This window comes from Bacteroidota bacterium, from assembly GCA_016194975.1.
Classification (GTDB): domain Bacteria; phylum Bacteroidota; class Bacteroidia; order Palsa-965; family Palsa-965.
In genome coordinates this window covers 278,950-303,346 of record JACQAM010000003.1, presented here as the reverse complement: position 1 = coordinate 303,346, position 24,397 = coordinate 278,950, and the positions used below count along the sequence as shown (strand labels likewise).

Genomic DNA, 24,397 nt, shown 5'->3' with positions numbered 1-24,397 from the left:
AGTTGAAATAAAATGCGAAAAATTATTTTTCATATTGTGGTGTTTTCCTTCCCGCTGAGTTTTTCTGCGCAGGATCTTCATCTCACTCATTATGATGCGGCGAAGATTTACCTGAATCCTGCGATGACCGGAATGTTCGACGGATACTATCGCATTCATGCGAATTATCGTAATCAATGGTCTGCTGTTTCAACTAAACCTTTTCAGACTGCTGCCATTGCATGGGACATGCCCGTTAATCGATTCGGAGTTGGAGCACAGATCATGAATAATCGCGCGGGCTACGGAAATTTCAATGTGCTTCAGTTGAATTTGTCGGGCGCTTATGATTTGCAGTGTGACAAAAATAATTATCACCACGTTGCATTCGGAATGGAAGCGGGTGTCATTCAGAAAAGTGTTGACTTCAATCGTCTCTATTGGGGAAGCCAGTACACACTTGCAGACGACGGAACTTTTGACACTTCAATTCCAAGCGGAGAAAATTTCAGTGGTGTGGAAAGAAAATATATGCTTGATGTTACGGCAGGCGCACTTTACTATTATGCAAAAGAAGGATCGCGTTTAAATCCATTCATCGGTTTTTCTGCATTTCATCTCAATCAACCGAATGAATCATTTTATGGTGTGACCAATAAATTGCCTATCCATTACATCATTCATGCAGGAACGCGCATCGGTATCAATGAGAAGATCCAATTGCAACCGAGGTTCCTTTACATGCACCAGGCGAATGATTATGAAATGGTTTTTGGTTTGATGGCGAATTTATTTCTGCCGAATTCAGATTCCTATCTCATCTTCGGCCCCACTTTCCGCTATGTAGGCCCGCATGATCTTCATGATTTTGATGCAGCAATATTTGAAGTCGGATTGAAGAATGGTCCTTTCACTTACCGCATGAGTTATGATGTGAATGTTTCCACACTTCAGCCATCTACCAACAGCCGCGGTGGAATTGAATTCTCTGTCATTTATATTGCGAAAAGAAAAACTCCTGTTGTTGCACCCAATTGTCCGAGATTATGAGGCGTATTATTTTTTTCTTCCTGTTTTTATTTCCGCTCTTCAATTCTGTTCATGCACAGAGTCGCCGCGAATGGATTGACTTCGGCGACAAAGCATACGACGATAAAAATTACAAACTCGCGCTCGCGTGTTACCAGCATGTGGTGACTATGACCGAAGGAATGGATCGCGACCTGGTCACTCCATACGAATGCAAGCCTTACACACCTGCGAGTAAGATCGTGGATTCGTCAGCACTTAAATCTGCGTCATCCGATTCTTCGCTGAAAAATCCTGAACTCGTGAAAGGCAATGATGCGCGCACACGTTACGTGGTGCATCGTATTGCAGAATGTTACCAGAACATTCACGATTATGATAATGCAGAACTGTGGTTCCGTCAGGCAATCTTTATGCCCGACGTTCGTTTTCCTGACACCCGATTCCGTTATGGAGTTGCGTTGATGAATAATGCAAAATATACAGATGCCATTACACAATTTGATATTTACAGTGAACCGCTCGACGCCTCTTCTCCTGAATTTGTAAAGGCAACTCGTTTCAGTGCAGGTTGTGTTTTTGCAATGGACACAAACAGTCTGAAGAAAGAAGTGATCGTTACAAAACTCGACAGTGTTATCAATGCAGGCACTGCAGTTTTTTCTGCGAATTATTTCGGCGATCCGAATTCACTTATTTTCACTGCTGCAAAAGCTGGAAATACTTCCACACCTGAACTGACCAAGCTCGGCCTCGATGCGTACTCTACAGATATTTACACAGCAGAATTGAGCGGTGAACATTGGGGAAATGTGCAGAAGTTGCAAAGCCAGGTGACCAGCATCAACACCACGATGAATGAAGGCGCTGCTATGGTTTCATTCGGCAAAGCGAATGTTTTCTTTACGCGATGGAGCGATGATGGAAAACAATGCCTCATTTACATGTCGAAAAATGTGAACGACCAGTGGCTTGCACCGAAATTACTCGATGCGAATGTGAATCAACCCGGATGCAGGAACATGATGCCTTTTCTTTCCAATGACGGATCCACACTTTATTTTGTTTCTGATCGTGCGGGCGGACAAGGCGGACTCGACATCTGGATGACACAAGTGGATGATGAAGGAAATTGTACTGCTCCCATAAATATGGGCAAGAGTATTAATACCAGTGGCGATGAGATCACACCTTTTTATCATTTCCTTTCGAGTACACTTTTCTATTCTTCAAATGGCATGGGTGGTTTCGGCGGATTTGATGTAATGAAAACTGCATTCAATGCCGACGATTCCACCTGGACTGTTCCGAAAAATCTTGAAGCTCCTTTCAATTCATCGCGCGACGATGCTTATTTCGTTCTCGACCGTACGCAACAGCACGGTTATTTTTCTTCGGATCGCGAACCGTGTAATTCCTGCGGACCCGGAAGTGGTTATTGCTATCGCGCTTATTCTTTCTCGAATGAGCCGCTTGTTTTTTCCATCAGCGGACATGTGTATGATAAAGAAACAGGAAAACCAATAGAAGGCGCACTCGTTACTTTCAAAGATATTCGTGGAAATGTGGATCCTTTTTTCGCGATCACAGATACTGCCGGATATTATTATGCCGATCTCCAGTTGGGGGAAGAACTTTACATCAAAGCGCAGAAAAATAAATATTTCGGCGATGCTACAAATATTTCTACTGTTGGACTTACCGACAGCAAACATTTCGAACACGATTTCTATCTCACACCAATTCCCGCTGGAGAAATTGTTATTCCCGGTATTGAATATGATTTCGACCGTGCAACACTTCGTCCCGAATCACAGAAAGTGCTGGACGATCTTGTTGCATTCCTGGAACTGAATGACAATATCAGCGTGGAGATCGCTTCGCACACAGACACGCGCGGAAGTGACGTGTATAACATGAATCTTTCTGCCGCACGTGCAAAAAGTTGCGTCGATTATCTTATTTCGAAAGGCATTGCGGCTGATCGTTTGCAGGCGAAAGGTTATGGTGAAACACAACCGCTCATTGCCGACAAAGAACTTTATGCATTACCGAAAGAGCAGCAGGAAGCCGCGCACCAGAAAAACCGGCGCACTTCTTTCCGCCCGATCAAAGAAGGAGTGATCCGCGACAAGTGGGAAGGAAAAATTCCAGAGAATTCTCATTTGAAAGCACCGTCAAACGGCGGCACTTCTGATCCGAATAATCCTCACTGATGTTCTGATATGAAAATATTTTTTTCAGCAGGAGCAGGTCTCCTGCTTTTTATTTCATCTTTATTTTCACAGGGAAAAGTGGAAGGAGGATTGTACGCCGAACATTTTCAGCTTGGATATAAAGGACAGGAACAGTTCGGCGGAATTTTACATTATCCTGTTGGTGGAGGAAAATTCACACTGAATTATCAATCGGGGATTGGCTTCCAGGACGGCGGCGGATTTTATGCACACACTTCTGCGGGAGCCATTGCGGGATTGTGGCTGATGTATCACAGTCTCGGTGTGCAGTACGTGAATTATCTCGGATTTATTCTTGTGCTGGTTCCGAATGGCGCTGGAATGTATTTCGGTCACGGAAAAATTGTGCAGCACATTTCTATTGATCCTCTCGATGTCGATTACTGGCATCACTATTTTCCTTACGAAGATCGTGCGCGCATGAGCGGGAGTATCGTTTATCGCGTAAAACTTTTACCGGATCTGAAATGGCCCATCTATATTGCGCCGCAGGTTTCCTTAACGATGATCTATCTTACCAATAATAAAGTGCAGCAATATGGTTTCCGCGCCGGAGTCTGTATCGGTTACCAGTCGAACAAAGATTCTCTTCCTATTATCAATCAGTGATCATTCCATTAATTTTCGGGCAATATCTGCGAGCTGGATCAGTGCATTTATATTTTTATTTTTCATCTCAATAATGAATTCCGATGATCCTGTTTTTCCTGTATCCGCGGTTTCATCCAGCGAAAGATGTGCGATCTGCTGTTGAATAATTTTTTTTCCATTATCAGGATCGGGCAGAATGAAACTGAAGACTTCGCTGTTCTCCGAATTGAACCACGATCGCGGATCGAGATACAATGATTTTCCCGACCATTCATCCGGCAGTTCGTACGATGCGCCATCGGTTCCTTTCCAATTTGTCCAGATCAGTTCATTGCCGGAGAGCATTAACCGGAACAAGGTTCCATTATCATCAACCAGGTACGCACCATTCTTTTTTTCTACGCTGTCTTTTTTCATAATGGAATCAATGAATGAAGCAGCGTTCAAATTTTTTTTCAATCCGAAGCAGATAGTTTTTCCGAGCGCAGAGATACTTCGTGTAGCTGTTCTTTCCACCGGATTGAAATTTTCATCGTAATCAAAAGTGATGAAGTGCTGCACAGAACTGAAAGTGTCATGAAGCAATACGGTACATTGCCCGTTAAGAAATTTACAAAGAGCAACTGTTTCATTTGTTTCCAATGGAAGTTCATCCAGCGGTGCAATACGTGCCGTGTTGTTCGTTGCTTCATCATTTTCCAGGTGAAGACAGAAATTGAAAAATCCGCGAATATCCTTCACGGGAGCAGGAATACAGGGAACAATCTCATCCGGTGCCGCAGATTTTTTTTTCGTCACTAATTTTCTGGCGGAAATATTTCCATCCGAAAAAATAATATTGAATGAGAGATAATCCACATTATCAAAAAGATCCCGGAAGAATGTGCCACCTTTCGAAAATTCAAGAAGAGGCCCGGCGTGAATCCAGATGCCGGCATCGAAAGAAGACCGCTCGTGCGAACAGAAATTCTCATCTTCCATCAACGACACTTCTTCTTTCATCGTGAGAATTTTTTCTGCCGCATCGCCGCAGGTTACAAGATCCGAGTTGCTGAGCGGAACAAGAAAAAGTGCGATCTCCTTATTCCAGCTTATCAAAGCATTGTGCGCCGTATCTACGCAGAATTTTTTTATTCCCGGAGAATTAATTTCATTCACCGGATATTTTTTTGCGATCTCTTTGGTGACGAGCGAAGAAAAAACAGTTTCATCATTCAACCGCGCGCTCACAGCGAGAAATGCATTTTCTTTTTCACGGAAAATAAAAGCAACCACATCGGCACTCTCAACCATACCCGAACCATGATTCGCATCCACCGCACGTTTGATATCTGCAAAGATCCCTTTGGCAGGAAAATTTTTCATTTCAGGAAAAAGATGTTTGCCCGATGAAAGATCGATGGACAATTCGCGCATGTCGAGTGTAAGTACTGCGACTGCATCACGCGGAATATATTTTGCCTGTACCGGGATCGTTCTGCGGATGAAAAGGAACCAGGTGAACATTGCCCCGGCAGCAAGGATCAGGATGACGGTAAAACTTATCCGCAAAAATTTTTTCATGCCGCGTGCTAATTCGATCGAATGAGAAAAAGAGAATTCAACAAACGGAAAAAGCGCACGAATCCTGTTTCATTATCTTTTTTATCCGATTCGTTGAATTGCATCGTCATCACAATACGCTGCACACCTTTCTTCGATCGTTTACCGATGAGTGTTCCGTTGTTCACCTCTTCTGCCAGCAGATCGAGCGATTCTTTATCCTCCGCACTCAGATCCTCCGTTTCATTTTTCTTCACCAGTTCGATCGACTTCTGTCCGTCCCAGTAACCAACGAGCGGGCTTTTTCTTCCGAGATGCACAAGACTTTTCTTCATCGAAGATTTTCCGCGATAACCATTGAGATGATTCACCATGAGATCTTCATTGTTCGTGATGATGAGCATTCCGTTTTTCACAGCGAGAAAAACGCGAACGTCATATTCTCCCGGTGTATTGATCAGATAATATTCTGCATTCTGTTTTTTCACCGCATTAATGCGTTCGAGAACAGAAAGGATCTGGTTCACTTTTTTCTTTTCACCTATCCCGGCAATGAAAATAAATTCGGGACGCACTTCTGTTTTTTCCTTGCGTACTTCCGTCATATTGAAATTCTCATCGTACTCATAAGAAACATAGGAAGCGGTGTAAGGTTTGAGATCTGTCGCCGCGACGAGGAATTTTCCGTCGAGAATATTGTATAGCGTAGATTCATCGAGAAAAACACGGATGATGTCCCACATGGCGAGATAATAATCATTGTACATTCCGTACATCGTATTCTGAATTCCTTCGCGATAAACCGAGCCGTAGAATTTCATAAATTTTTCCATGTCGACTGACATGGCCATGAATCCCATCAGGTTGTCGGCTTTCACATAGCGGAACATTTTTTTATTTACGCGCCCGCTGTACAATCCGTTCGTGTGCGCCTGCAGCATGGGTGTGAAATACATCCGCTGTTCCATGGTTGCATCGTTACCATTGAAATGAATAAGACTCGCCACGTACGATCCTTCCCACATATTCGCGATCACAGCCGTATCCTGCGTAAGATTCTGCATCATAAAAAGAGAACGGCGTTCCTGCATCGTGGCTTGGTAGCGCTGTTGCATAATCTCGCCATAATTGTACCAATAGACCGCATCAGAATTTTCTGCCATTACTGAACGGAAATTCGGAATGGACTCTGCAGAAATTTCATAGGAGAGATTGATCAGGCGTTTCAGTTCTGTAAAAACATAAGCGGAAATGATCGTATCATTTTTATGCGCATCTGGTTCCCCGTTTATTTCCGGAAAATTTGTCATGGAATTTACATTCACATCTTCTTCCGGAATGGAATCTTTTGAAAGTTCTTCAATGAGTGCAGCACTTTCATTCATCAGCGAATCTGTTCTTGCTGTGCGCAAACTATCGGTGATGAGGGTATCGGCGCTGACCTGTTGCTCCTGCATATCTGCTATTGCACGTTGTGCCGCCTGTACACTGTCCATCAGCATTAAATTTCTCCAGTAATCATATTGTGAATTTGTATTCGGCAGGTAGTCGTAATCGGCAAGAAGAAGAATGGCATAAGTTCCGGTCCACCCAAGCGAAATGCGATCCTGGTTGATCGCAGAAAATCCGGATCCTTTATCGATGGAAGGAGAAGTTGAAAATAATTTTGCAGTGACGTAAGAAGAAAAACTATTCTGATCCTTCAGCGGAAAAAGATAAGCGAAGTAATGAACCGAATCGGCATTCTCAGTGAAGATGAAAATTTTTCTTGCCGTATCAACGCCGGTGTTGCCCGATGGAGAAAAAATATCGGAGAAAAAATTCCGAAGCGATTCCTGCTGCTTCACGTCAAGATCGTCATCGCCAAAAACATATTTAACTCCGCCCGAACCATATTCATTCGTGCGCGTGAACATGTCGAGATTTTTGATGATGGAAACATCGCCGTTCTTCACATGCGCTGCGGGATCGATCATCACGATGAAAGTTGCTTTGGCAGGAATGTGCGTGGAAATTTCCTGGGCAGTAAGAACGGTAGAGAACAGGATCGGGAAAGCGAAGAAAATATTTTTCATGGGGTTACTGTAACACTATTTTATTGATGATACTTTTTTGGCCGGTGGCGAGTGCGAGCAAATTCAATTTCAGCATAACGGCTTTTCCACTCTTGGATATTTTTGCGTCGGCGTTACTTGTTTTCGCTACCGGGTCATCGAACCGGTAAATGCAGGTGTACGTGGCGTCTTTCAGTATCTCCCTGTCTTTCGGAGTCATTTGCGCATTTTGTTTCTTCGCATCATAACTGCTTTTCCGGTCGAAAATTTTTCCGGTGAATGCAAAATTATCCGACGCTTCCGGAATGCGTTTGTGATCGCTCGTTACTTCCTGCGAAACGAGTTCAAGAGCGAGATTGAGATTGTTCACCGAATTGAAATCGAATTTTACAGTGAAAATATAATTGATCCAGTCTGCAGTGGAGATCACGTTCGAGATGCCCAGCGATTTTTCGAGCGATGCTTTTCCTTTTGAAATATCAGCATCTATTTCTTCGCGGCGGGGAATGCGATAACCTTCGGAACTATCGAGTTTCATTAATCCATCGAGACGTTCTTTGCTCTGGCTGAGATTCAAGGTGTAAAGAAAAGTTCCGGTTCCGTCATTATGAATCGTCACATCTTCCACGATCTCGAAACAACTCTGCAGGAAGAGTACCGGCAAAAAGAAAAAAAATGTCCGGAGGAATTTGAATGTTTTCATTTGGGAAAGATGAAGTTAAACATTCCTCCTGATATGGTACTATTCTGTATCTTGCTTCATGTTCAAGAGAGATCCGTTCGGCCATCTCCTGTTTGTGAAAAGGATTCTCATCAGGAACATTGGCCGCTTCACGAGAAGCAGATTCAACGGACGGAATAAACTTGAAATTTCCGGAACAGAATATCTCGAATCGCTTCCGCAGGAGAATGTGCTTTTCGTTTCCAATCACCAGACTTATTTTGCAGATGTGATAGCGATGATCCATATTTTTTGTGCGGTGAAGAACGGACATCGAAACACAATTAATGTGCAGGGTTACCTTCGAAAACCACGAACGAATAATTATTTTGTTGCGGCAGAAGAGACCATGAAAAAGGGATGGCTTCCGAGAATTTTCGCTTACGTAGGATCTGTTTCCATTCAGCGCACCTGGAGAAAAGGGGATGAAGATGTGAACCGGAAAGTAAGAATGGAAGATCTCACGAACATCGGCATTGCACTCAGCGACGGATGGGTGATCAATTTTCCGCAGGGAACAACGAGAGTTCACGCAAAGGGAAGAAGAGGAGTGACGGTGCTTGTGAAAAAATATAACCCGGTTGTTGTTCCTGTTGTCATTGATGGATTCCGCCGCGCATTCGATAAAAAAGGAATACGATTGAAAAAGCAGGGCGTAAAATTAACAGTGCGTTTCAAACCGCCGCTTCATCTCAACCCCGAAGAAGATGGTGATGCTATGCTCGAAAAAATAATGGAGGCAATCGAGCAGAGTGAAAAATTTCATTGGCCAAAAAAAGAAATAGAGCCGATCTTCTGATTTAGAAACTGTTTCTTATGAAAAAAACTATTCTTCTTTTTCTTACTCTCGTTTTTCTTATTGCATGCAGCAGCGATGCCAATAAAAAAAACAAAAATGATTCAGTTAACAATGACAGCGGAAAAAATGTTGCAGTGAAACCGCCCGCGCGCGATTCTACTCAGATCGATCTTCTGAAAAGCAGTTTTACCTGCGCGCGTTCTAAAACGGTGAAGAACCTGAATAAGCAGGTGAAACTTTTCGGAAGCAGTATGAATATTCAAATGAACAATGCTTCATTCTCTGCAACCACCGATATTAAAATAAAAGATGGTTATTGGTACGCACAAAAAATGGACAATGATGGCGCACGTATCATTCTCGATATGAAAAGTGTTTCAGCAGTGCAAGTGGGAAAAGATCAGCAATTGGAAATGGGAAATCCGGATTACCTGCAAACGGATAAATTTCCGGTGGCCCTGCTTGAGCTTTCAGATTTCCAGGCGATCGCTGATACGAGTGCAGGAAGCAAAACCAACTATGCATTCAATGCAAAACTTATTCTGAAAGATACTTCTGCGAATGTGGAAATGAAAAATGTAAAAGCAGATGAATATGTACCGGGTAAAACTTATCCATCCTCGCTTTCATTTGATTTCAGCATTGATGGAATGAAATGGGGGCTGAACCGCAAAGATGCGGAGGTGACAAAAGATGATCTTACCTTTCACGTGGTGATCGCGGCGCAATAAAAAAACCTCCGCGATTTACGCAGAGGTTTTCCAGAAAAAATTCCAGGAATATTATTCTCCCGATTGAGCAGCGCGGTCTTTTCTCATTTGCTGCATGTGTTTGTACTGTGCATACTGATCGGCAGTGAGGATCGTTGCGAGCTCATTGTCTTTTTCAGTTTTCACCGCATCGATCTCTGACTCTTGTTGCGAAGCAGATTTGTCGGTTTCTTTTTTGATCGCGTCGATCGCCTGGAGCCGTGCGAGAAGAACAGCTTCCACTTTCGTGGTCTGATCATCACTCAGGGTGAGATTTTTTTTCATGCGGAGCGCCTGCGTATGCGCGCGGTCCTGGTCGGATGCGCGATCTGCCGTTTGTGCGTTTGCGAGGCCAAACGAGAATACGAGACTGAATAGAATAACGATATGTTTCATTTGCGTTTGCTTTTTGTTAGGTAAAACTAAGCCAAATCAGTTTATTTTCCAAGCGATAACTATTGCTCTTCTCAACCATGAGCAAACACCAGGCCATTCACATTTAGCTAATAATCAGTGTTTTAAGAATATAGCCCAAATTTACATTGACATCTCAGCTTTCATTATTATTATTATTGACCATTCCCTCGCGCTGGAATATTCCGGCATTCCGTTATGTATTTCGCAATTGGCTTTGAATTGAATACAGTTTGCCCGCACTTATTCCGCTTATGGGCATTTTCATTTTGCGATGGCTCATAGAAAATATTGTCTTCTATTTTTATTTTATGCTCCGGGGAATATTTACTACGTTGCTAATATTCTTTGCGGATTGTTTGAAGAAAAAAAGCGGAAATAGCTCAGATGGTAGAGCGTCAGCTTCCCAAGCTGAAGGTCGCGGGTTCGATCCCCGTTTTCCGCTCCGGTTTTCTTACAAGGAAATTTGGCTTTTGAGAATTTGGTATTTCGGTAGTGGGTCAGTTTGAAAATTCTTAGCGCCTTAGCGTCTTTGCGGTTTAATAAAAGAATGGTTTAGGAACCGCGAAGGCGCCAAGGCGCGAAGTTGAATCGGAAAAGAGCAAACTGAGCCACTACCGGTATTTCTGTTATGCTATTTCCCTTCTTTCTTTTTCTTACCTTAGTAATACACACATCTCACACTTATTTTGTTTTCTCCTTTCAGGCACATTCTTTTTGCGGCAGTGATATTCTTCACTTTCGGCGTGCACACACTGCGCGCAGGCGGGGATACGCTTTGCACGAGCACTAACGCATCACGCATTACGCATGAAGTGGAAGAGATGAGTGAACCCGAACTTATCCTGCTGATGGATTCACTCATGGACGCCGACTCGCATGAAAAAGAACTGATCGGCGTAATTCAGTCACGCATCCGCGATATTGAAAGTTCGTTCGTAAAAAATGACCCGGCCGAATTTGCGTTTTATCCTGCCAATCGTTTTTACGGAAGCTGGGATACGAAACATTTATTTCCATACAGTGACAGTCTTTACAAATCAGATACGATCACTGCGCTTGATATTTCTTCCGGTGTTTCCGGCGAATTTTATTTTCCTTACAATGGCCCGATCACTTCTGAATTCGGTTGGCGCGATACTGCTTATCATCGCGGAATAGATATTGATCTGAATTATAAAGACACGGTGCGTGCGGCATTCAGCGGAATGGTTCGTTTTGCAGGAAATAATGGCGGCTATGGAAATGTAATTATCATCCGTCATTACAACGGTCTTGAAACTGTTTACGGCCATCTTGCGCGATTGAAAGTAAAACCGGGAGACATTGTTACATCAGGACAGCTCATCGGCCTTGGTGGATCAACCGGACATTCCACCGGAACACATTTGCATTTTGAATTGCGTTTTCGCGGCGTCGCATTTGATCCTGCTTATGTCATCGATCTGAAAACGCACCAACTTATCACGGAAAAATTTTTTCTCGTTCGCACTAAACAAGGATTCGCAGTTCGTCCGGCAGGACTCGAATATCACATGGTTGTGCGGGGAGACAACCTGGTGAAAATTGCGCAGCATTACGGAATTACAATCGCTGAATTGCGTGAGTACAATGGATGGGAAGGATATGTGCGATTGAAAGCAGGAATGAAAGTACGGGTACAGCCGGCTGAAAATCCAATGGGAACTTATTGACCGGAAATGAAAAATTCTTTGCAGCAACCGGAAATATTTTTCGAAAAACTTCAGCAACGATTCAAATCTCCATTGCCGGGCGAAGGTGCGCAGAACAGGATGACGTCGCGACTGCGAATTCCAACCGATGATTACCTGAAACAGAATCCCTCTCATTTAAAAAGTGCGGTATCGCTTTGCCTCTATCCTGAGAAAGGAGAAATATTTTCGATGCTCATTCGCCGGCCGAGTTACGATGGAACACACAGTGGTCAACTGGCATTGCCCGGAGGAAAAATGGATAAGCGCGATGAAACACTTTTGCAAACTGCACTGCGGGAAACGGAAGAAGAAGTGGGTGTTCGTTTTGCAAAAAAAAATATTCTCGGCGCACTTACGCCTTTGTATATACCGGTAAGTAATTTTCTCGTGCAGCCCTACATTGTTTATGCGAAGGAAAAACCACAATGGAAACAGAATCCCGCAGAAGTGGACGACATCATTGAATTCCGCCTTGCGCAGATCTTTGATGAGACCTTGAAATCAAGAAAAAAAATTGTGATCGGAAAAAATATGTTCATTGATGCGCCGTGTTACCTGATCAACGGACAGATCCTCTGGGGCGCAACGGCAATGATCTACTCCGAACTGGAAGTTATGCTCTCGTAAAAATTTCAGAAAAAAAAATTGGAATTTATTTGCGCACAACCTGCACCACGGTATCATCGAAGCAAAGGTAGTAAGGCCCCTTATCAAAAACCGAAAGATCGATCTTGCTGCCGTATCCCTTCAATATCACATTTCCATAACCATCATATAATTCATAAAGCGATTCGCCGGAAAGCGTGATCGTTTTCGAATCGTCTGATTGTTTAAATGTCAGGACAGGTTTGTCAGTTGGAGTGTAAGTGACTTCCGGTGTGTATTTCACTTCTTTGCCGAAACCAACCTGTTTTACACGGAATTTATTTTCTCCGGAATGAGGTGTAACCTGAAAAGAATAATTATTTTCTGTGGCTGTACCCACACCCTGCACTTCACCAATGTAAATCCATTTGCTCCAACGATATTGTTCAATCACAAATGGAAGAGAACCAATTTCCCCGGTAGTGGTCCATGTCAGTAATCCATTCTGAGAAATGCTGATTGACTTTGTTGCGAAAGTAGGACGCGGCTTGAGCGCATCGGGATTCAACACGCGCGGTTCGCAACCTTCTTTATGAAAGATCTGGATCTCTACTTTATCGCCTGTGTTCAGATTGTAATTTCGCAGGTCAATCTCGAAAGCCGAAGAATTCACTTCATCAGTAGAGCGGATTCCATTCACATAAACTTCATAAGCACAAAATCCGATGCCATTCTCATTGAAAGAATTCTGCACGTACACATTTTTATTCTGATATTTTCCTTCCACAATAAGTGTTCCGTTACCGGCGAGCAGGTGCGCGGAAAAAGATATCATGATAAAAGAAAGAATGAATTTCATTGTGCAGTTGATTTAAAGGCCTTTAAACTGAATGCGAATTTACCAAATCGCCCCGCACAAGTCAATATCGGGCGTCGAAAATCCGCTTTTATCGTATCAAATAATTTATTGGTCGATGGAGATTTCTCAATATACTGAACATCAATGTACTCTGAGATTTTTCAGAATGTAAGAGATAGCGGCAATAACAATAATGATCGTAATAAGCACTTTCCAGACCCCGGAATAATTCCTGCGGTTCGTCGTTTTGTCTTTGCGGTAGGACCAGATAAGAGCAATAGTGAAAACCGAAATGAAAAAAATAACGAAGGCGATCTGTCCTTGCGAGAAATGCATCTGCAAATTTAATTCAGAATGTAATCCGTGTGACTGTTGTTGAATAATATCGCCGCTCTCAAAATCAAAGACAGAATTCTTATCCTAAATTTGACAGTGATGTTCCGGAAAATATTTTTCATTGTCCTTTACATTTTATTCTCGGCCAGGCTTCTTCATGCGGGTAAGATCGAAAAAGCTTTCGAAGAACTCGGGCGTTACAATTATTTCGAAGCAAGAAAAATATTCCGTTCAGCAGAGGCGCATCATCCTGCAGCCGCTGGTTACGGCCTCGCACTTATTTATTCAAGAACTGATAATCCTTTCCATGATGTTTCGCTTGCGCACAGTTCCATTACCCTTAGCCAATGGCAATGGAAGAATTCATCTGCAAAAGAAAAAGCACGCATGGAACGATCGGGTGTGAATGATTCGGCGATTGCCGTTCTGAAAATGAAGATCGATACCTTAGGATTTCTGCTCGCGAAAAAAAAGGGAACCGAAGAAGCGATGAATATTTACCTCGAAGAATATTGCGGATCCGTACTTACGAATGAAGCGACTGTTATCCGTGATCAACTCGCATTTGCAAATGCAGTTGCCGGCGGAACCTGGAAAAATTATTTTGAGTTTGCTCAAACATATCCCGCATCCGCGCAATATCCCGAAGCAATGGCGCTCTATGAGAAATTGCTTTTTGCCGACATGACCTCTTCCGGAAAAATTTCTTCCTTCTCCGCATTCATTGAAAAATATCCGGCAAGTCCGTATGTTTCACTCGCGCAGGATAGCATTTACACTTTATCAGTTCCCGATCACAACATTGCTGAATACCGCGCTTTCATTCACGATTATCCAGCGAACAGGAATGTGGATGATGCATGGAAAAGAATTTATGCGCTTTACACTTCCGATGGAAAATCCACGACCATCGCTCAATTCTGGATCGACTATCCCGATTTTCCTTTTAAAGAAACGATCAGCGAGGATCTGCGCCTTTCTATGACAAAATTTTTTCCGGTGAAAGAAAATGGGAAATGGGGTTTCATGGACAGCACCGGTACGATCGCAATTCCATGCGTGTATGATTGGGTGGAAAATTTTTCCGACGGAGCAGCAGCAGCCGGCCTCGACGATAAAAGCGGATTCATTGGCAAGAATGGTAAAACACTTATTCCTTTCCGGTACGATGAAGTGGAATCTTTTTCGAAAGGACTTGCACTGGTGAAAGTGAAGGAGAAAGAAGGCCTCACTGATCGCGCCGGACATCTTGTTGTGCCGGTGATGTATGATGAGATCGGCGATTTTTCTGATGCGCGTGCGCTGGTGCTGCGCGATGGGAAATACGGCTACATCGATATGTTCGGAACGGAAGTGATCCCGTGTCGTTATGATAAAGCCGGTGATTTTTACAATGGATATTCTTTTGTTGCAGATACTTCAGGTTATTATGAGATCGATCACAACGGGAATAAAAAATTTCTCGGGAAGTTCGACTGGTTCAATGAAACGGACGGTGTGATCCGCGTGGAGCGCGACGGGAAATACGGACTTCTTTCTTCCGACGGAAAAATAATACTTCCGTGTGAATATTCTTCGATCGGGAAATTCAGCGAAGGTTTTGCAATGGTTGTGTTGGAAGACAACTGTGGTTTTATCCGCAAGGACGGAACTCTGGCAATACCGTGCATTTACCAGGTGGATAAAAATCTTGCCGGGGAAAGTGAATTCAGTAAGGGAATGGTGCGTGTGAAGAAGAACGGGAAATGCGGGATGATCGATTCTACGGGAAAAGTGGTGGTGCCAATTCAGTTCGATGACATTCTTCCGTTTGGTAATGGACTTGCGCCGGTAAAGAAAAAAGATCAGTGGGGATATATTGATAATAAAATACGGCTCGTTATCCCTTACCAGTTTGAATTGGCCGGAATTTTTTCAAACGGAACTGCGATCGTGAAAACCGAAGATGGAACTGGAATCATTGACACGAAAGGGAAATGGATTATTCCGCCACAATACGATGAAATTGATCCTGAAGGAGAATTTCTTTTTGTAGAAAAGGAAACCGGCAAAGGGTTGCTCGACAAAAATGGCAATATGATTCTTCCCTGTATTTATTCTTCCATCGAATTTCAATCGTCATCGCTCGTGCGAGTGGAAATGAATGATCAGTCCGGTTACTATAACATCATCAGTTGCAGTTTTACCTGGAAAGAATCCGGCGTGCAATAAAATTTTCTGAGAATCAGCAAAGAATTATTTCTTCATCAGCAACTGGACCAGTTTCTGTATTCCGAACATTGGCAACCAGATAAGAAAAGTAGAGAGCAGGAAAGTAAGTTTCACATAATATCCGCCGAACCAACTTTGCTGCAGATCTTCCAGCCAGGTCACCGGCCAGTAATCTCCGAACATAAGAACAGCAGTAATAATGAGCGCAACAATAAAAAGAATTCCGGTGATAGCGCCAGATCTTGTTTGCGGCTTGGGAGCAGGATTCTGTGGAGGAAAATTCTGAGGTTGTGTATTCATTGGAGTACGAAATACGAAAAGTTTACTGAAAGTTACTAAATGCAGATGAGTACGAAATTCAATTTCCAGAATTCATTTTTGGCACGCTTTCGCATTTCGCAACTTTCAGTAAACTTTTCGTACTACCCCACTTATTTCAAACGGATCTTCTGTCCCACGTGCAGCGTTGCATTCGAAGAAATACCATTGAGCTTGCAGATATTTGCAACCGTCGTTTTATTTTTCAACGCAAGCCCGTAAAGTGTATCACCACTTTTGATCGTATAATAAACGGGATCACCAATCGGTTGACGAACCTGTTTCTGCTGCGTGGAAGTTTTTGTTGAAGTAGTTTTCTGCGTGTTGGACGCAGTAGAAGTTTTTGCAGCGGTCGTTGTTTTTTTCTGAGCGGGTTCCGGTGCTTTTTGCGGAACATCATCTTTTTTCGGCGCAGAAGAATTTACATTGCTTTTATTTTCATTCGCATTATCGCCTCCGGGCATCCTCGGGTCGGGAACTGCATCCATGACACGTTTCGCTTCTGGTGTTGCATAATAAGGGCCGCCGGCATTGTAATAAGTGTACCATGTTTTCTTTTTCTTTTTCGAATAATGGCGCACTTTATAAACTTTCGACAGGTATTTGAAATCTGATTTGCAGAGGCAATAAGTATCGGTACGCAGAACGCCGTTTTTGAAATCAATAAGATAATTCGGATCGATGGGCTGTCCGCGGAAACGGATTTCAAAATGAAGATGACTTCCGAATGAATGTCCCGTGTTTCCTCCGAGGCCAAGCACATCTCCTGCTTCTAATTCCTGGTTGGGATGCACGAGCAATTTTGAAAGATGCGCATAATAAGTTTCAAGTCCGTTTGCATGACGCACTACAACAACGTAACCATAAGTTTTACTTTTCTGAGCAATGCGCACTTTTCCATCGAATGCGCATTTTACTGAATCGCCGATTTCCAGATCCAGATCAACACCGAGATGATAACGATAACTGCGGAATGCAAATGTGGAAGTCATTGGCCCATTCACCGGCATCACGAAATCGCAATGTGAAGGATCCTTCAGCGGAATGAAAACCGTATCGTCGAAAGTGAGCGCATCGAATTTTTCCGCGTGAACGATCGTCGTATCAAAATCATCATATAGATCAGAAGCAGGAGTTTCATCAATTCCTTCCCCGGTATTTACTGCCGTAACAGTATTCGCTGCAGGAGGATCCACTACATTGGTGTCCACAGATGCCAAATCGGTAGCTGTAGGTTGTGCGGTATCAGAAGAGATCGAGGAAACGCCGGCGGTATCGGCAAGGGTTACAGTGAAAGAATTTGCGACTGAAATATTTTCAGCGCGGCAATTCAGCGTGCAAATTAAAAATGCAGCAGCTAAAACGGTTATATGTTTTAAGAATTTCAAAACTAATTCTACTATGAGGGTTCATGGTGCCTTGTAAAAGACGCGCTAAAATAGCCATTATTATGAATTACGCAACCGCGAGGTATTCACAATTGCCTTTTGATAAATAGGTGCTTGTTCTGTTATACGGCTAAAACCCTTACTGGTTGCGGGTTTTAGCAGATTCATGAATGCTGAATAAGGAATGTTAAAGAATGAGAAGCGTCAATTTTTTTAAAATCAAGAATGAAATTCTCCGGAATTCAGGTGCAAACAGCAATGAAGATAATGGGTTGTGTTATGATACTACCCAGGCAGAAAAGAGATCTTTCATCGCGCATAAAGAGTAAAAAAACCGGCTGTAACAGGTTTTCAATCTGTTCAACCGGTTTATAACCGACAGGTTTCTGATGAAAAAACAAATTTAAAAATCCAAATTTCAAAACGAATCCGGGATTTGGATTTTGTTTTTTTCTTTTTACTGTAACACCAGTTTTTTATTCATTACCGATCTTCCGGTGGCCTGCAAAGTGTATGCGCCCTTCGCCACATCAGAAAGATCAAGCGCAAACGCATTCGCTCCTGCGACAACAGTATTCTGCTGCTCGAAAATTATTCTTCCGGAAAGATCGATGATGCGTATTGTAATCGCATCATTCGCATCGCACTGATAATACAAAGTGAAAGATCCGCTTGTTGGATTCGGCCAGAGGCCGAGTTGAACTGCATTCGGATTCAATTCATGTACACCTATGCTCGTGTTGTTGCACGGGATCACCGGCCCGTTGATCTTCGTCATGTTGTTGAAATCAATGTAACACGCATAGTTCACGCTGTCGATAAAAGGATTCCTGTTTCCCTGCAGCGAATCAACGTAATCATTCTTCGCGATCTCACGCGCATCGGGCGGATCCAGGTAATTCCAGTTCTTTAAAAGATTCTGATCTTCCCCGTACATGATGCTTGCACTTATAGGATTCGGAAATCCCCAGTTCTGCGTGGTTGTGTTATAACACGTCGCCATGTAAAACAACGCACGCGCTGCATCGCCTTTCTGCGCATCACGCGGCTCATACACCATTTGCCCGCTCGCATTCGTTCCGTATTTCGCACCCATGAAAGTGGAAGTGACATTCGCCACAACTCCCAATGGATAATTGCTGCGAACTGCATTGCAGTTATTCTGATCGACGGGAAATAAATTGAAATAATCGCTGTACTCAATTCCTGTCGTACTCGGGTACGTGGGCATCCAGCTGTGACAGTACGTATGCTCGCGGGAGAAAGTGGTCCACACGAATGGTTCGGTGTAAACATAATTTTCTCCCGAGTAAACGCAGGTAACTGCTTTATCGCCATTCGAAGTATCGCGCGCCCAGAATGAAGAAACCATTCTCGATCCGTAGTTGCTGTAATAATTATCGGTGTGCGGATTAATAAGCGTGGTAAGGTCACTTACAAATGTGGGAGCGGCAGGATCGATGGTGCTGTAATAATTTGCAGGTTGCATAGACGCGGATGAATTCACATTTCCGGACAGGGAAGATGAAGTGAGATAATTCCTGTAAACGCCCGGGCCATTATAAGAGAAAACAGCAAAATCATAATTCATGGACGCGCCAATATAATTTGCCCAGAATGATATTCCTGTTCCCACGTAAGCCACTTTACTTGCGCCGATAGCATCACCCACAGAATAAATTGTTCCATCAACCGGAATATCCATAACCGCAGCGCCGTCCCTGCGCAGCACAATATATCCATCGGGAGAAGAGGATGCAGCATTGTAATTTACTTTAATGCGATACGATTTTACATTGGTAAAATTCAGGTTGGTTGGCGATGAAGTGGGTTCCGTTGCAAAATTTCCGCCAACACCGTTAAGGTTGATGATGTAAGCGCTTTCATCGGCATCGTCATTATTGATCGTAAGCACTGCCGTGCGTGTGCCACTTGCTGAAGGAGTAAAATTCACAGTGAGTGTTCCATTGGTTAATGCGGCAACAGCCGGAGGAAATGAAGCAACCGAAAAATCTGCTGCATCGGGGCCGGAAATAATTGCTGAAGAAATATTCAGTGTATTTGCAGTTCCCAGGTTTTCAATTGTGAAATTTTCCGGTGTCATCGTCGAAACAGGAGAAGAGAACCAGGTTGAACCGCCGGTGAGAACAGTGCTCGAATTGTATTTCACATTTATTTCCTGTTGCGGGCCGGCAGGTGCAGGATCAAGATTTACATCATCAAGCCCTACATTTCCGGTGACTTTGTTTGTGTAAATAAAACGAACGTAATGACTCGTCGCATTCACATTGTCGGTGAACAAAGTGTAAGTAGAAACCGGAAGTGTAACATCGTTGAACGAATGGAGATTCGTCCACGAAGATCCATTCACCGATTCTTCAATATCGAAAGTTCCGCTCGCAAATGAATTTCCGGCGATGTAATAAGAAAGTTGCCCGGGAGTTCCGGAAAAATAAATCTGCACCCAGTCGGCGGTGTTATCGAATTTGCACGCGGGAGGCGTGTTGCCCGAACCGGTGTAATACGTATTTCCAGAAGCGGACCATCCATTGGGAAAAGAAGTGGTAGTAAAACTCCATGCGGTGGGCAGTGTTGTTTGCGCGATCGCAGAAATTACTGCGATGGAAAAAAGTGCGGTAATGATCTTTTTCATTTTATTTTTTTTGTTTAGACTTTTTTTATTGAAAGTTTGAATGGTAATATTTTTTCAGAAAACGAATCGCATTCCTGCATTCCATCTCCGGCCCGGGCCGAAATATACGAGAGCAGTGTCGGCGTTGAATCCGCTTCCGTTCATAGAATCGCTGATGTATTTTGAATCAAGAAGATTGGTTACGCCAATATTGAATCCGACTTTCACATACCTGTTTTTTTCTTTATCCACATTTTCCTTTATCTCGTATCCTGCATTAATGTCGAACAATCCGTACGCCGGCATTTTCCACGATTCGCGATCACGATAATCACTTACTACAGTTCCCGCAAAATCTTTCACTTCACTCAGGAGAATAGGATCAAAATTCGAATAGTAACGGCTGAAATAAGTGAAACGCGGTTTAATGTAAAATCCTTTTAAAGGTTCCCATCGCAGCGCGGCTCCCACCTGAGTTTGCGCTGCATCGCCCATGTGAATATTCATCGCGCTGTAATTGATCGTATCCACGAGCACATAATTTGCATCGTAGAGATAAACTGTTCCGCGTGAAAAATATTTCCAGTCACCAATAGAAAGTAATCCTTCGAGTTGCAAATGTTCGATCGGCTGGTAATTGAAATCAAGTTCTACTCCTTTAAGCAAAGTATTTAATCCGTTGAGATCATAAGTGAATTTTCCATCAGGCGTTGTAAGTGTAGGCGAATTCTGCGGCGCTTTATTTTTCCAGTAGGTGTAATAACCATTCAGGTTGGCTGCAAATTTTCCGAAACGCGCACCGAATCCCATTTCAAAAGCAGTGATCTCCTGGTTCTTGATGTTCGGGTAAAGACGATTGTTGTTATCAAACACCGTATTGAAACGAGGAGCAAGCTGCATGTAACCGGTATTGAAAAAAATATTGTAATGCTCATCCAGGTTATAATTAGCGCCGCCTTTGATCGTGAATCCCGGATACGTTTTTTTCTCCGTGCGTGCCGTGCGCGCGTGATCGCCATTCCAGGAATAAGATTTTGCATTCACGATCGTGTAATCATTGTTGCCGGGATTATTGATGAAAGTAGTATCACCGCTCGTGGTAACCGTTGCTCCATTCTGTGCAACTCCGCTCTGTGTTCCGTTGGTGTAATAAACTTCATTGTAACCAACGATCATCGGCACTACAGTTCCGTCATCAAGAACAATATCCTGTTTCTTGAAATGATCGAGACGCTGGTAGTGTGTTTGCGATGCAGAACATGTAAGAAATGCACTCCAGTTTTTTTTGGAATACTCCGCCTGTGTGAATCCCCCGAGCCAGTTCACAAAACTTTCATTGTAATAACCCACTTTCGATCCGACCTGTTTTTTGTAATACTGGAAATTCGGATCACCGAGAAAAGTTCCTCTTGGCTGATTGGCATCCGTTGGATTTGCTTCACCATAATAATCTCCGCCCACAAGGTCATACACTTTCCCATAATGAATTCCATTGTAATATCGTGCATCGACACCCAGCAGAACTGTGAGATCTGAAGTGGGAGCCCACGTTGCAGTAACAAGAGTGCCGGCCCATTTATGATTATTCATGCCGGCCTGCAGATAGCGTGTCGATTTATGTTCGGTAGAACTGTAAAGTGCATCGATGGTAGAACTGTTCGTGTTGTAAACTGATGTGAGATTCAATTGGCCGGTGAGCGTATCTCTCGTTGGAGTTTGATTGAAATTTGTTCCGCCTCCATTGCCTATCGAAACATAAGACACCGCCGACAAAGTGAATTTTTCATTCGGAGTCCAGAAATAAGAAAAATTGAAAAGCGGTTTGTGATAAAAATTTATATCCTGCGATAATATTCCATGTTGTCCGTCCCTGTAAGTGAAATTTCCCCAATTCGGATTGTAACGAAGCCCGCGGTCCTGTTGCGTGGAAGTGGTGTACGCATTGCTTGCATAAACAGAATCGACATTGATGCCGAGTGACTGAGCATATTTTTTATCATACACCGCAGCCGATAATTTATCGTATCGCTGTGCGTGCATTTGCGGAGCGCCGTTCACACTCCATGTAAAAAGATGAGCGCCCATTCTTTTCTGCACTTTAAAAAAATACGCGTACTCATCATCCCACGTCTGATCGGCATAACCATTTCCTGTTCTTCGCGAACCTGCAAGAGTTACACCCCAGCCGTTATGAAATTCGCCCGAGTTAAAACCGAAATACATTTTCTGCATATTGTTGCTTCCGAAATCCGTGCGAACAGTAAAACTCTGTTGCTGATCTATTCCTTTCGTGAGAATATTAATTGTTCCTCCAACAGAAGAGATCGCAAGACGAGATGCGCCGAGTCCGCGCTGCACCTGTATCGTGCGCGTTGCATCCATGAGCCCGTCCCAGTTTGCCCAATACACCTGTCCGTTCTCCATATCATTCATCGGAACTCCATCCACCATCACGCCGATATTTCTCTGATCGACACCGCGGATATTTATTCTCGAATCGCCCGCGCCACCGCCTTGCTCGGATGCATACGCGCCCGGTGTTGAATTCAGAAGCATCGTCATATCGCGCGAACCGCCTTCTTCCTGAATTTTCAATTCGCCCACATTCGAAAATGCAACAGGGGTTTTTCTGTCAATAGCAACATCAGAAACAATGATCACTTCTTTCATGGATGAATTGGAGCATGAAAAATTCTGTATCACCGGTTTTCCCTGTACGTGAACAACAACAGAGTCACAGCTGTATCCTACAAATTTCACTTGCAGAACATGATCGCCATTGGCAAGATTCATTTTATAGTTTCCATTCACATCGCATGCGGCGGCAACTTTTCCATTATCTGAAATGACTACCGCACCAATGAGCGCTTCGCCGGTTCCGCCATCGGTAACGGTTCCGGTTACAGTTTGCTGTGCAAAAAATTTCACGTTCGCAAACAGGAAGAAGAAAATGAATAAAAAAGTTTTCATCTCAATGGAAATTGAAAAGCCATTCTTCGCCAAAGCAGTATGGCTTTTCTTTTTTGAAAAGATCAACGCACGCTGATCTTCGCCGAGGTTATTCCGTTGAGTGATCTTACTTCGAGGAGATAAAGTCCGGAAGAAATTCCGTTGAGATCGAAGGTGTGAAAAGGATCCATTTCACCTTTGCCATACGAGCGATCGCTCACCAGCTCACCGAACATATTATAAAGACGGATCTCTGTGATCATGCTGTTTGCATTCACATTGATGAAATTCTCCGCAGGATTAGGATACACCGAAATTTTTGCAGATGCATTTCCATTCTCGAAAATTCCGCTTGCGCTGCAGGTAGAATTATGAACTCCGAGATTGCTCCACGTATTCACCGGAAGAGAATCCCATTCTGTAGTAACGTTGAATGCAGTTGGATTGACCATGTTGCCTCCTGTAACAGTTGATTTGCGGATTAGCGTATGATCTTTTGTCCACCACGTTCCCTGTGCATCTGTATAAGGAAACACATCGCTCCAGCTTTGGCCCGGATTCTCGCCGATCTTTCCGAAAATATCGATGACTGAATAAGGAGAAATTTTTACAAGAAGAATTGCATCATTTCCATTCTCATATAAAGGATCAGGATAAGCGCCGCCGAGTTGATCGGCCATATTCTGCAGCGCCGTATCGCACGCAGGAGAATTTGCTGAAGAAGTTGTTTGGCCGTTCGCAACGATCCACACATCATGCGCGGCAACAGTTCCGGTGAGTTGGAGACTATCGGTGCCAATGGAAGAACCATTCGAGCAGCGCACGATCCTGTAATTGGAAAGTGCAACAGGATTAGCAGTCGGATTATAAATTTCAATGGCTTTATTATTGCCGGTTCCTTCTACGATTTCGGAGAAGAATAATTCGGAGCATGCGGCTTGCGAAAATGCAGACGAAGCCATGCCAAGCGAAAAGATCGCGAGTAAAATTTTTTTCATTGTGATGAGAAGATGGAGGAGTTGTCGGGGGATCTTTACTGGTTTCGGCGTCGACCCGCCTGTAGGATATCAGTATTGATCTTGGCGGCAAAAGTAATGTGCAATACAACTCAAGTCAAGTAATATGAACAGGATGTGGAGAAGTTGTTGAATTGTTCATTCGCGTTGTTCATTAAGCCGTTGGTCATTGGTGGTCAAGATTTTAGGAGAAATGTTTTGCTTCAACACGGAGAAAATCTGACTATTTCAGTAGAATTTTTTAATGTTCAATTAGTAGAAACTTTACACGAC

General features: G+C 43.4%; 19 protein-coding genes and 1 tRNA gene. 9 read left to right on the top strand and 11 right to left on the bottom strand.

Going from position 1 to position 24,397, the window contains the following annotated elements; translation table 11 throughout:
• Positions 1 to 12: 12 nt before the first annotated feature.
• Genes HY064_01890 through HY064_01880 form a run of 3 tightly spaced genes read left to right on the top strand, consistent with a single transcriptional unit; the run spans position 13 to position 3,854 of the window.
• Positions 13 to 1,029, top strand: a complete 1,017-nt coding sequence (locus HY064_01890; protein MBI3509385.1) for a PorP/SprF family type IX secretion system membrane protein — start codon at positions 13 to 15, stop codon at positions 1,027 to 1,029.
• Positions 1,026 to 3,224, top strand: a complete 2,199-nt coding sequence (locus tag HY064_01885) for an OmpA family protein (GenBank protein ID MBI3509384.1) — start codon at positions 1,026 to 1,028, stop codon at positions 3,222 to 3,224. The genes HY064_01890 and HY064_01885 overlap by 4 nt, the downstream gene beginning before the upstream one ends.
• Before the next feature lie 9 nt (positions 3,225 to 3,233).
• A complete protein-coding gene (locus HY064_01880; protein ID MBI3509383.1) occupies positions 3,234 to 3,854 on the top strand; it encodes a hypothetical protein in 621 nt (206 codons plus the stop codon).
• Here HY064_01880 and HY064_01875 read toward each other — a convergent pair whose 3' ends face one another.
• From HY064_01875 to HY064_01865, 3 genes are read right to left on the bottom strand one after another with little or no spacing between them, the layout of a single operon-like run.
• A complete protein-coding gene (locus tag HY064_01875; protein MBI3509382.1) occupies positions 3,855 to 5,399 on the bottom strand; it encodes a hypothetical protein in 1,545 nt (514 codons plus the stop codon).
• A gap of 8 nt (positions 5,400 to 5,407) precedes the next feature.
• Positions 5,408 to 7,453, bottom strand: a complete 2,046-nt coding sequence (locus HY064_01870) for a hypothetical protein (GenBank protein MBI3509381.1) — start codon at positions 7,451 to 7,453, stop codon at positions 5,408 to 5,410.
• A gap of 4 nt (positions 7,454 to 7,457) precedes the next feature.
• On the bottom strand, positions 7,458 to 8,135 hold the full coding sequence (locus HY064_01865; GenBank protein ID MBI3509380.1) for a hypothetical protein: 678 nt from the start codon (positions 8,133 to 8,135) through the stop codon (positions 7,458 to 7,460).
• Positions 8,136 to 8,193: 58 nt separating this feature from the next.
• Here HY064_01865 and HY064_01860 point away from each other — a divergent pair, with 58 nt between their 5' ends.
• Both HY064_01860 and HY064_01855 read left to right on the top strand, forming a co-directional pair.
• The gene (locus HY064_01860; protein ID MBI3509379.1) at positions 8,194 to 8,952 is read left to right on the top strand and encodes a 1-acyl-sn-glycerol-3-phosphate acyltransferase; all 759 of its coding nucleotides are present in this window, start codon (positions 8,194 to 8,196) and stop codon (positions 8,950 to 8,952) included.
• Between the two features lie 17 nt (positions 8,953 to 8,969).
• Positions 8,970 to 9,683, top strand: a complete 714-nt coding sequence (locus HY064_01855) for a YceI family protein (protein MBI3509378.1) — start codon at positions 8,970 to 8,972, stop codon at positions 9,681 to 9,683.
• A gap of 51 nt (positions 9,684 to 9,734) precedes the next feature.
• Here the strand turns inward: HY064_01855 and HY064_01850 are convergent, their stop codons facing one another.
• On the bottom strand, positions 9,735 to 10,097 hold the full coding sequence (locus HY064_01850; protein MBI3509377.1) for a hypothetical protein: 363 nt from the start codon (positions 10,095 to 10,097) through the stop codon (positions 9,735 to 9,737).
• Positions 10,098 to 10,487: 390 nt separating this feature from the next.
• Here HY064_01850 and HY064_01845 point away from each other — a divergent pair.
• From HY064_01845 to HY064_01835, 3 genes are all read left to right on the top strand, one after another.
• Positions 10,488 to 10,560: transfer RNA gene (locus tag HY064_01845), tRNA-Gly, on the top strand.
• Between the two features lie 280 nt (positions 10,561 to 10,840).
• Positions 10,841 to 11,809, top strand: coding sequence for a peptidoglycan DD-metalloendopeptidase family protein (locus tag HY064_01840; GenBank protein MBI3509376.1), 969 nt, complete (start codon positions 10,841 to 10,843; stop codon positions 11,807 to 11,809).
• A gap of 6 nt (positions 11,810 to 11,815) precedes the next feature.
• Positions 11,816 to 12,457, top strand: a complete 642-nt coding sequence (locus HY064_01835) for a CoA pyrophosphatase (protein ID MBI3509375.1) — start codon at positions 11,816 to 11,818, stop codon at positions 12,455 to 12,457.
• 25 nt (positions 12,458 to 12,482) lie between these two features.
• Here HY064_01835 and HY064_01830 read toward each other — a convergent pair whose 3' ends face one another.
• Positions 12,483 to 13,274 carry a hypothetical protein gene (locus HY064_01830; protein MBI3509374.1) on the bottom strand — a complete coding sequence of 264 codons (792 nt, stop codon included), beginning with the start codon at positions 13,272 to 13,274 and terminating at the stop codon, positions 12,483 to 12,485.
• Between the two features lie 141 nt (positions 13,275 to 13,415).
• A complete protein-coding gene (locus HY064_01825; GenBank protein MBI3509373.1) occupies positions 13,416 to 13,610 on the bottom strand; it encodes a hypothetical protein in 195 nt (64 codons plus the stop codon).
• 99 nt (positions 13,611 to 13,709) lie between these two features.
• On the opposite strand from HY064_01825, the gene HY064_01820 reads away from it, so the two are divergent.
• Complete coding sequence (locus tag HY064_01820) at positions 13,710 to 15,821, top strand: WG repeat-containing protein (GenBank protein ID MBI3509372.1); 2,112 nt, start codon at positions 13,710 to 13,712, stop codon at positions 15,819 to 15,821.
• 24 nt (positions 15,822 to 15,845) lie between these two features.
• Here the strand turns inward: HY064_01820 and HY064_01815 are convergent, their stop codons facing one another.
• The 5 genes from HY064_01815 to HY064_01795 all read right to left on the bottom strand — a co-directional run bounded on the left by HY064_01815 (position 15,846) and on the right by HY064_01795 (position 24,106).
• Complete coding sequence (locus HY064_01815; protein MBI3509371.1) at positions 15,846 to 16,121, bottom strand: hypothetical protein; 276 nt, start codon at positions 16,119 to 16,121, stop codon at positions 15,846 to 15,848.
• A 131-nt stretch (positions 16,122 to 16,252) separates the two neighbouring features.
• A complete protein-coding gene (locus HY064_01810) occupies positions 16,253 to 17,527 on the bottom strand; it encodes a peptidoglycan DD-metalloendopeptidase family protein (GenBank protein ID MBI3509370.1) in 1,275 nt (424 codons plus the stop codon).
• Positions 17,528 to 17,984: 457 nt separating this feature from the next.
• Positions 17,985 to 20,180, bottom strand: a complete 2,196-nt coding sequence (locus HY064_01805) for an endonuclease (GenBank protein MBI3509369.1) — start codon at positions 20,178 to 20,180, stop codon at positions 17,985 to 17,987.
• 54 nt (positions 20,181 to 20,234) lie between these two features.
• Positions 20,235 to 23,129 carry a TonB-dependent receptor plug domain-containing protein gene (locus HY064_01800; GenBank protein MBI3509368.1) on the bottom strand — a complete coding sequence of 965 codons (2,895 nt, stop codon included), beginning with the start codon at positions 23,127 to 23,129 and terminating at the stop codon, positions 20,235 to 20,237.
• Positions 23,130 to 23,191: 62 nt separating this feature from the next.
• Entirely contained in the window at positions 23,192 to 24,106 is a 915-nt protein-coding gene (locus HY064_01795) for a lamin tail domain-containing protein (protein MBI3509367.1), read from the bottom strand.
• Positions 24,107 to 24,397 lie beyond the last annotated feature (291 nt).

Excerpts from the sequence above, each read along its gene's own strand:
- HY064_01890 (MBI3509385.1), top strand. The coding sequence starts at position 13 with ATGCGAAAAATTATTTTTCATATTGTGGTGTTTTCCTTCCCGCTGAGT.
- HY064_01885 (MBI3509384.1), top strand. The coding sequence starts at position 1,026 with ATGAGGCGTATTATTTTTTTCTTCCTGTTTTTATTTCCGCTCTTCAAT.
- HY064_01880 (MBI3509383.1), top strand. The coding sequence starts at position 3,234 with ATGAAAATATTTTTTTCAGCAGGAGCAGGTCTCCTGCTTTTTATTTCA.
- HY064_01875 (MBI3509382.1), bottom strand. The coding sequence starts at position 5,399 with ATGAAAAAATTTTTGCGGATAAGTTTTACCGTCATCCTGATCCTTGCT.
- HY064_01870 (MBI3509381.1), bottom strand. The coding sequence starts at position 7,453 with ATGAAAAATATTTTCTTCGCTTTCCCGATCCTGTTCTCTACCGTTCTT.
- HY064_01865 (MBI3509380.1), bottom strand. The coding sequence starts at position 8,135 with ATGAAAACATTCAAATTCCTCCGGACATTTTTTTTCTTTTTGCCGGTA.
- HY064_01860 (MBI3509379.1), top strand. The coding sequence starts at position 8,194 with ATGTTCAAGAGAGATCCGTTCGGCCATCTCCTGTTTGTGAAAAGGATT.
- HY064_01855 (MBI3509378.1), top strand. The coding sequence starts at position 8,970 with ATGAAAAAAACTATTCTTCTTTTTCTTACTCTCGTTTTTCTTATTGCA.
- HY064_01850 (MBI3509377.1), bottom strand. The coding sequence starts at position 10,097 with ATGAAACATATCGTTATTCTATTCAGTCTCGTATTCTCGTTTGGCCTC.
- HY064_01835 (MBI3509375.1), top strand. The coding sequence starts at position 11,816 with ATGAAAAATTCTTTGCAGCAACCGGAAATATTTTTCGAAAAACTTCAG.
- HY064_01830 (MBI3509374.1), bottom strand. The coding sequence starts at position 13,274 with ATGAAATTCATTCTTTCTTTTATCATGATATCTTTTTCCGCGCACCTG.
- HY064_01825 (MBI3509373.1), bottom strand. The coding sequence starts at position 13,610 with ATGCATTTCTCGCAAGGACAGATCGCCTTCGTTATTTTTTTCATTTCG.
- HY064_01820 (MBI3509372.1), top strand. The coding sequence starts at position 13,710 with ATGTTCCGGAAAATATTTTTCATTGTCCTTTACATTTTATTCTCGGCC.
- HY064_01815 (MBI3509371.1), bottom strand. The coding sequence starts at position 16,121 with ATGAATACACAACCTCAGAATTTTCCTCCACAGAATCCTGCTCCCAAG.
- HY064_01805 (MBI3509369.1), bottom strand. The coding sequence starts at position 20,180 with ATGAAAAAGATCATTACCGCACTTTTTTCCATCGCAGTAATTTCTGCG.
- HY064_01800 (MBI3509368.1), bottom strand. The coding sequence starts at position 23,129 with ATGAAAACTTTTTTATTCATTTTCTTCTTCCTGTTTGCGAACGTGAAA.
- HY064_01795 (MBI3509367.1), bottom strand. The coding sequence starts at position 24,106 with ATGAAAAAAATTTTACTCGCGATCTTTTCGCTTGGCATGGCTTCGTCT.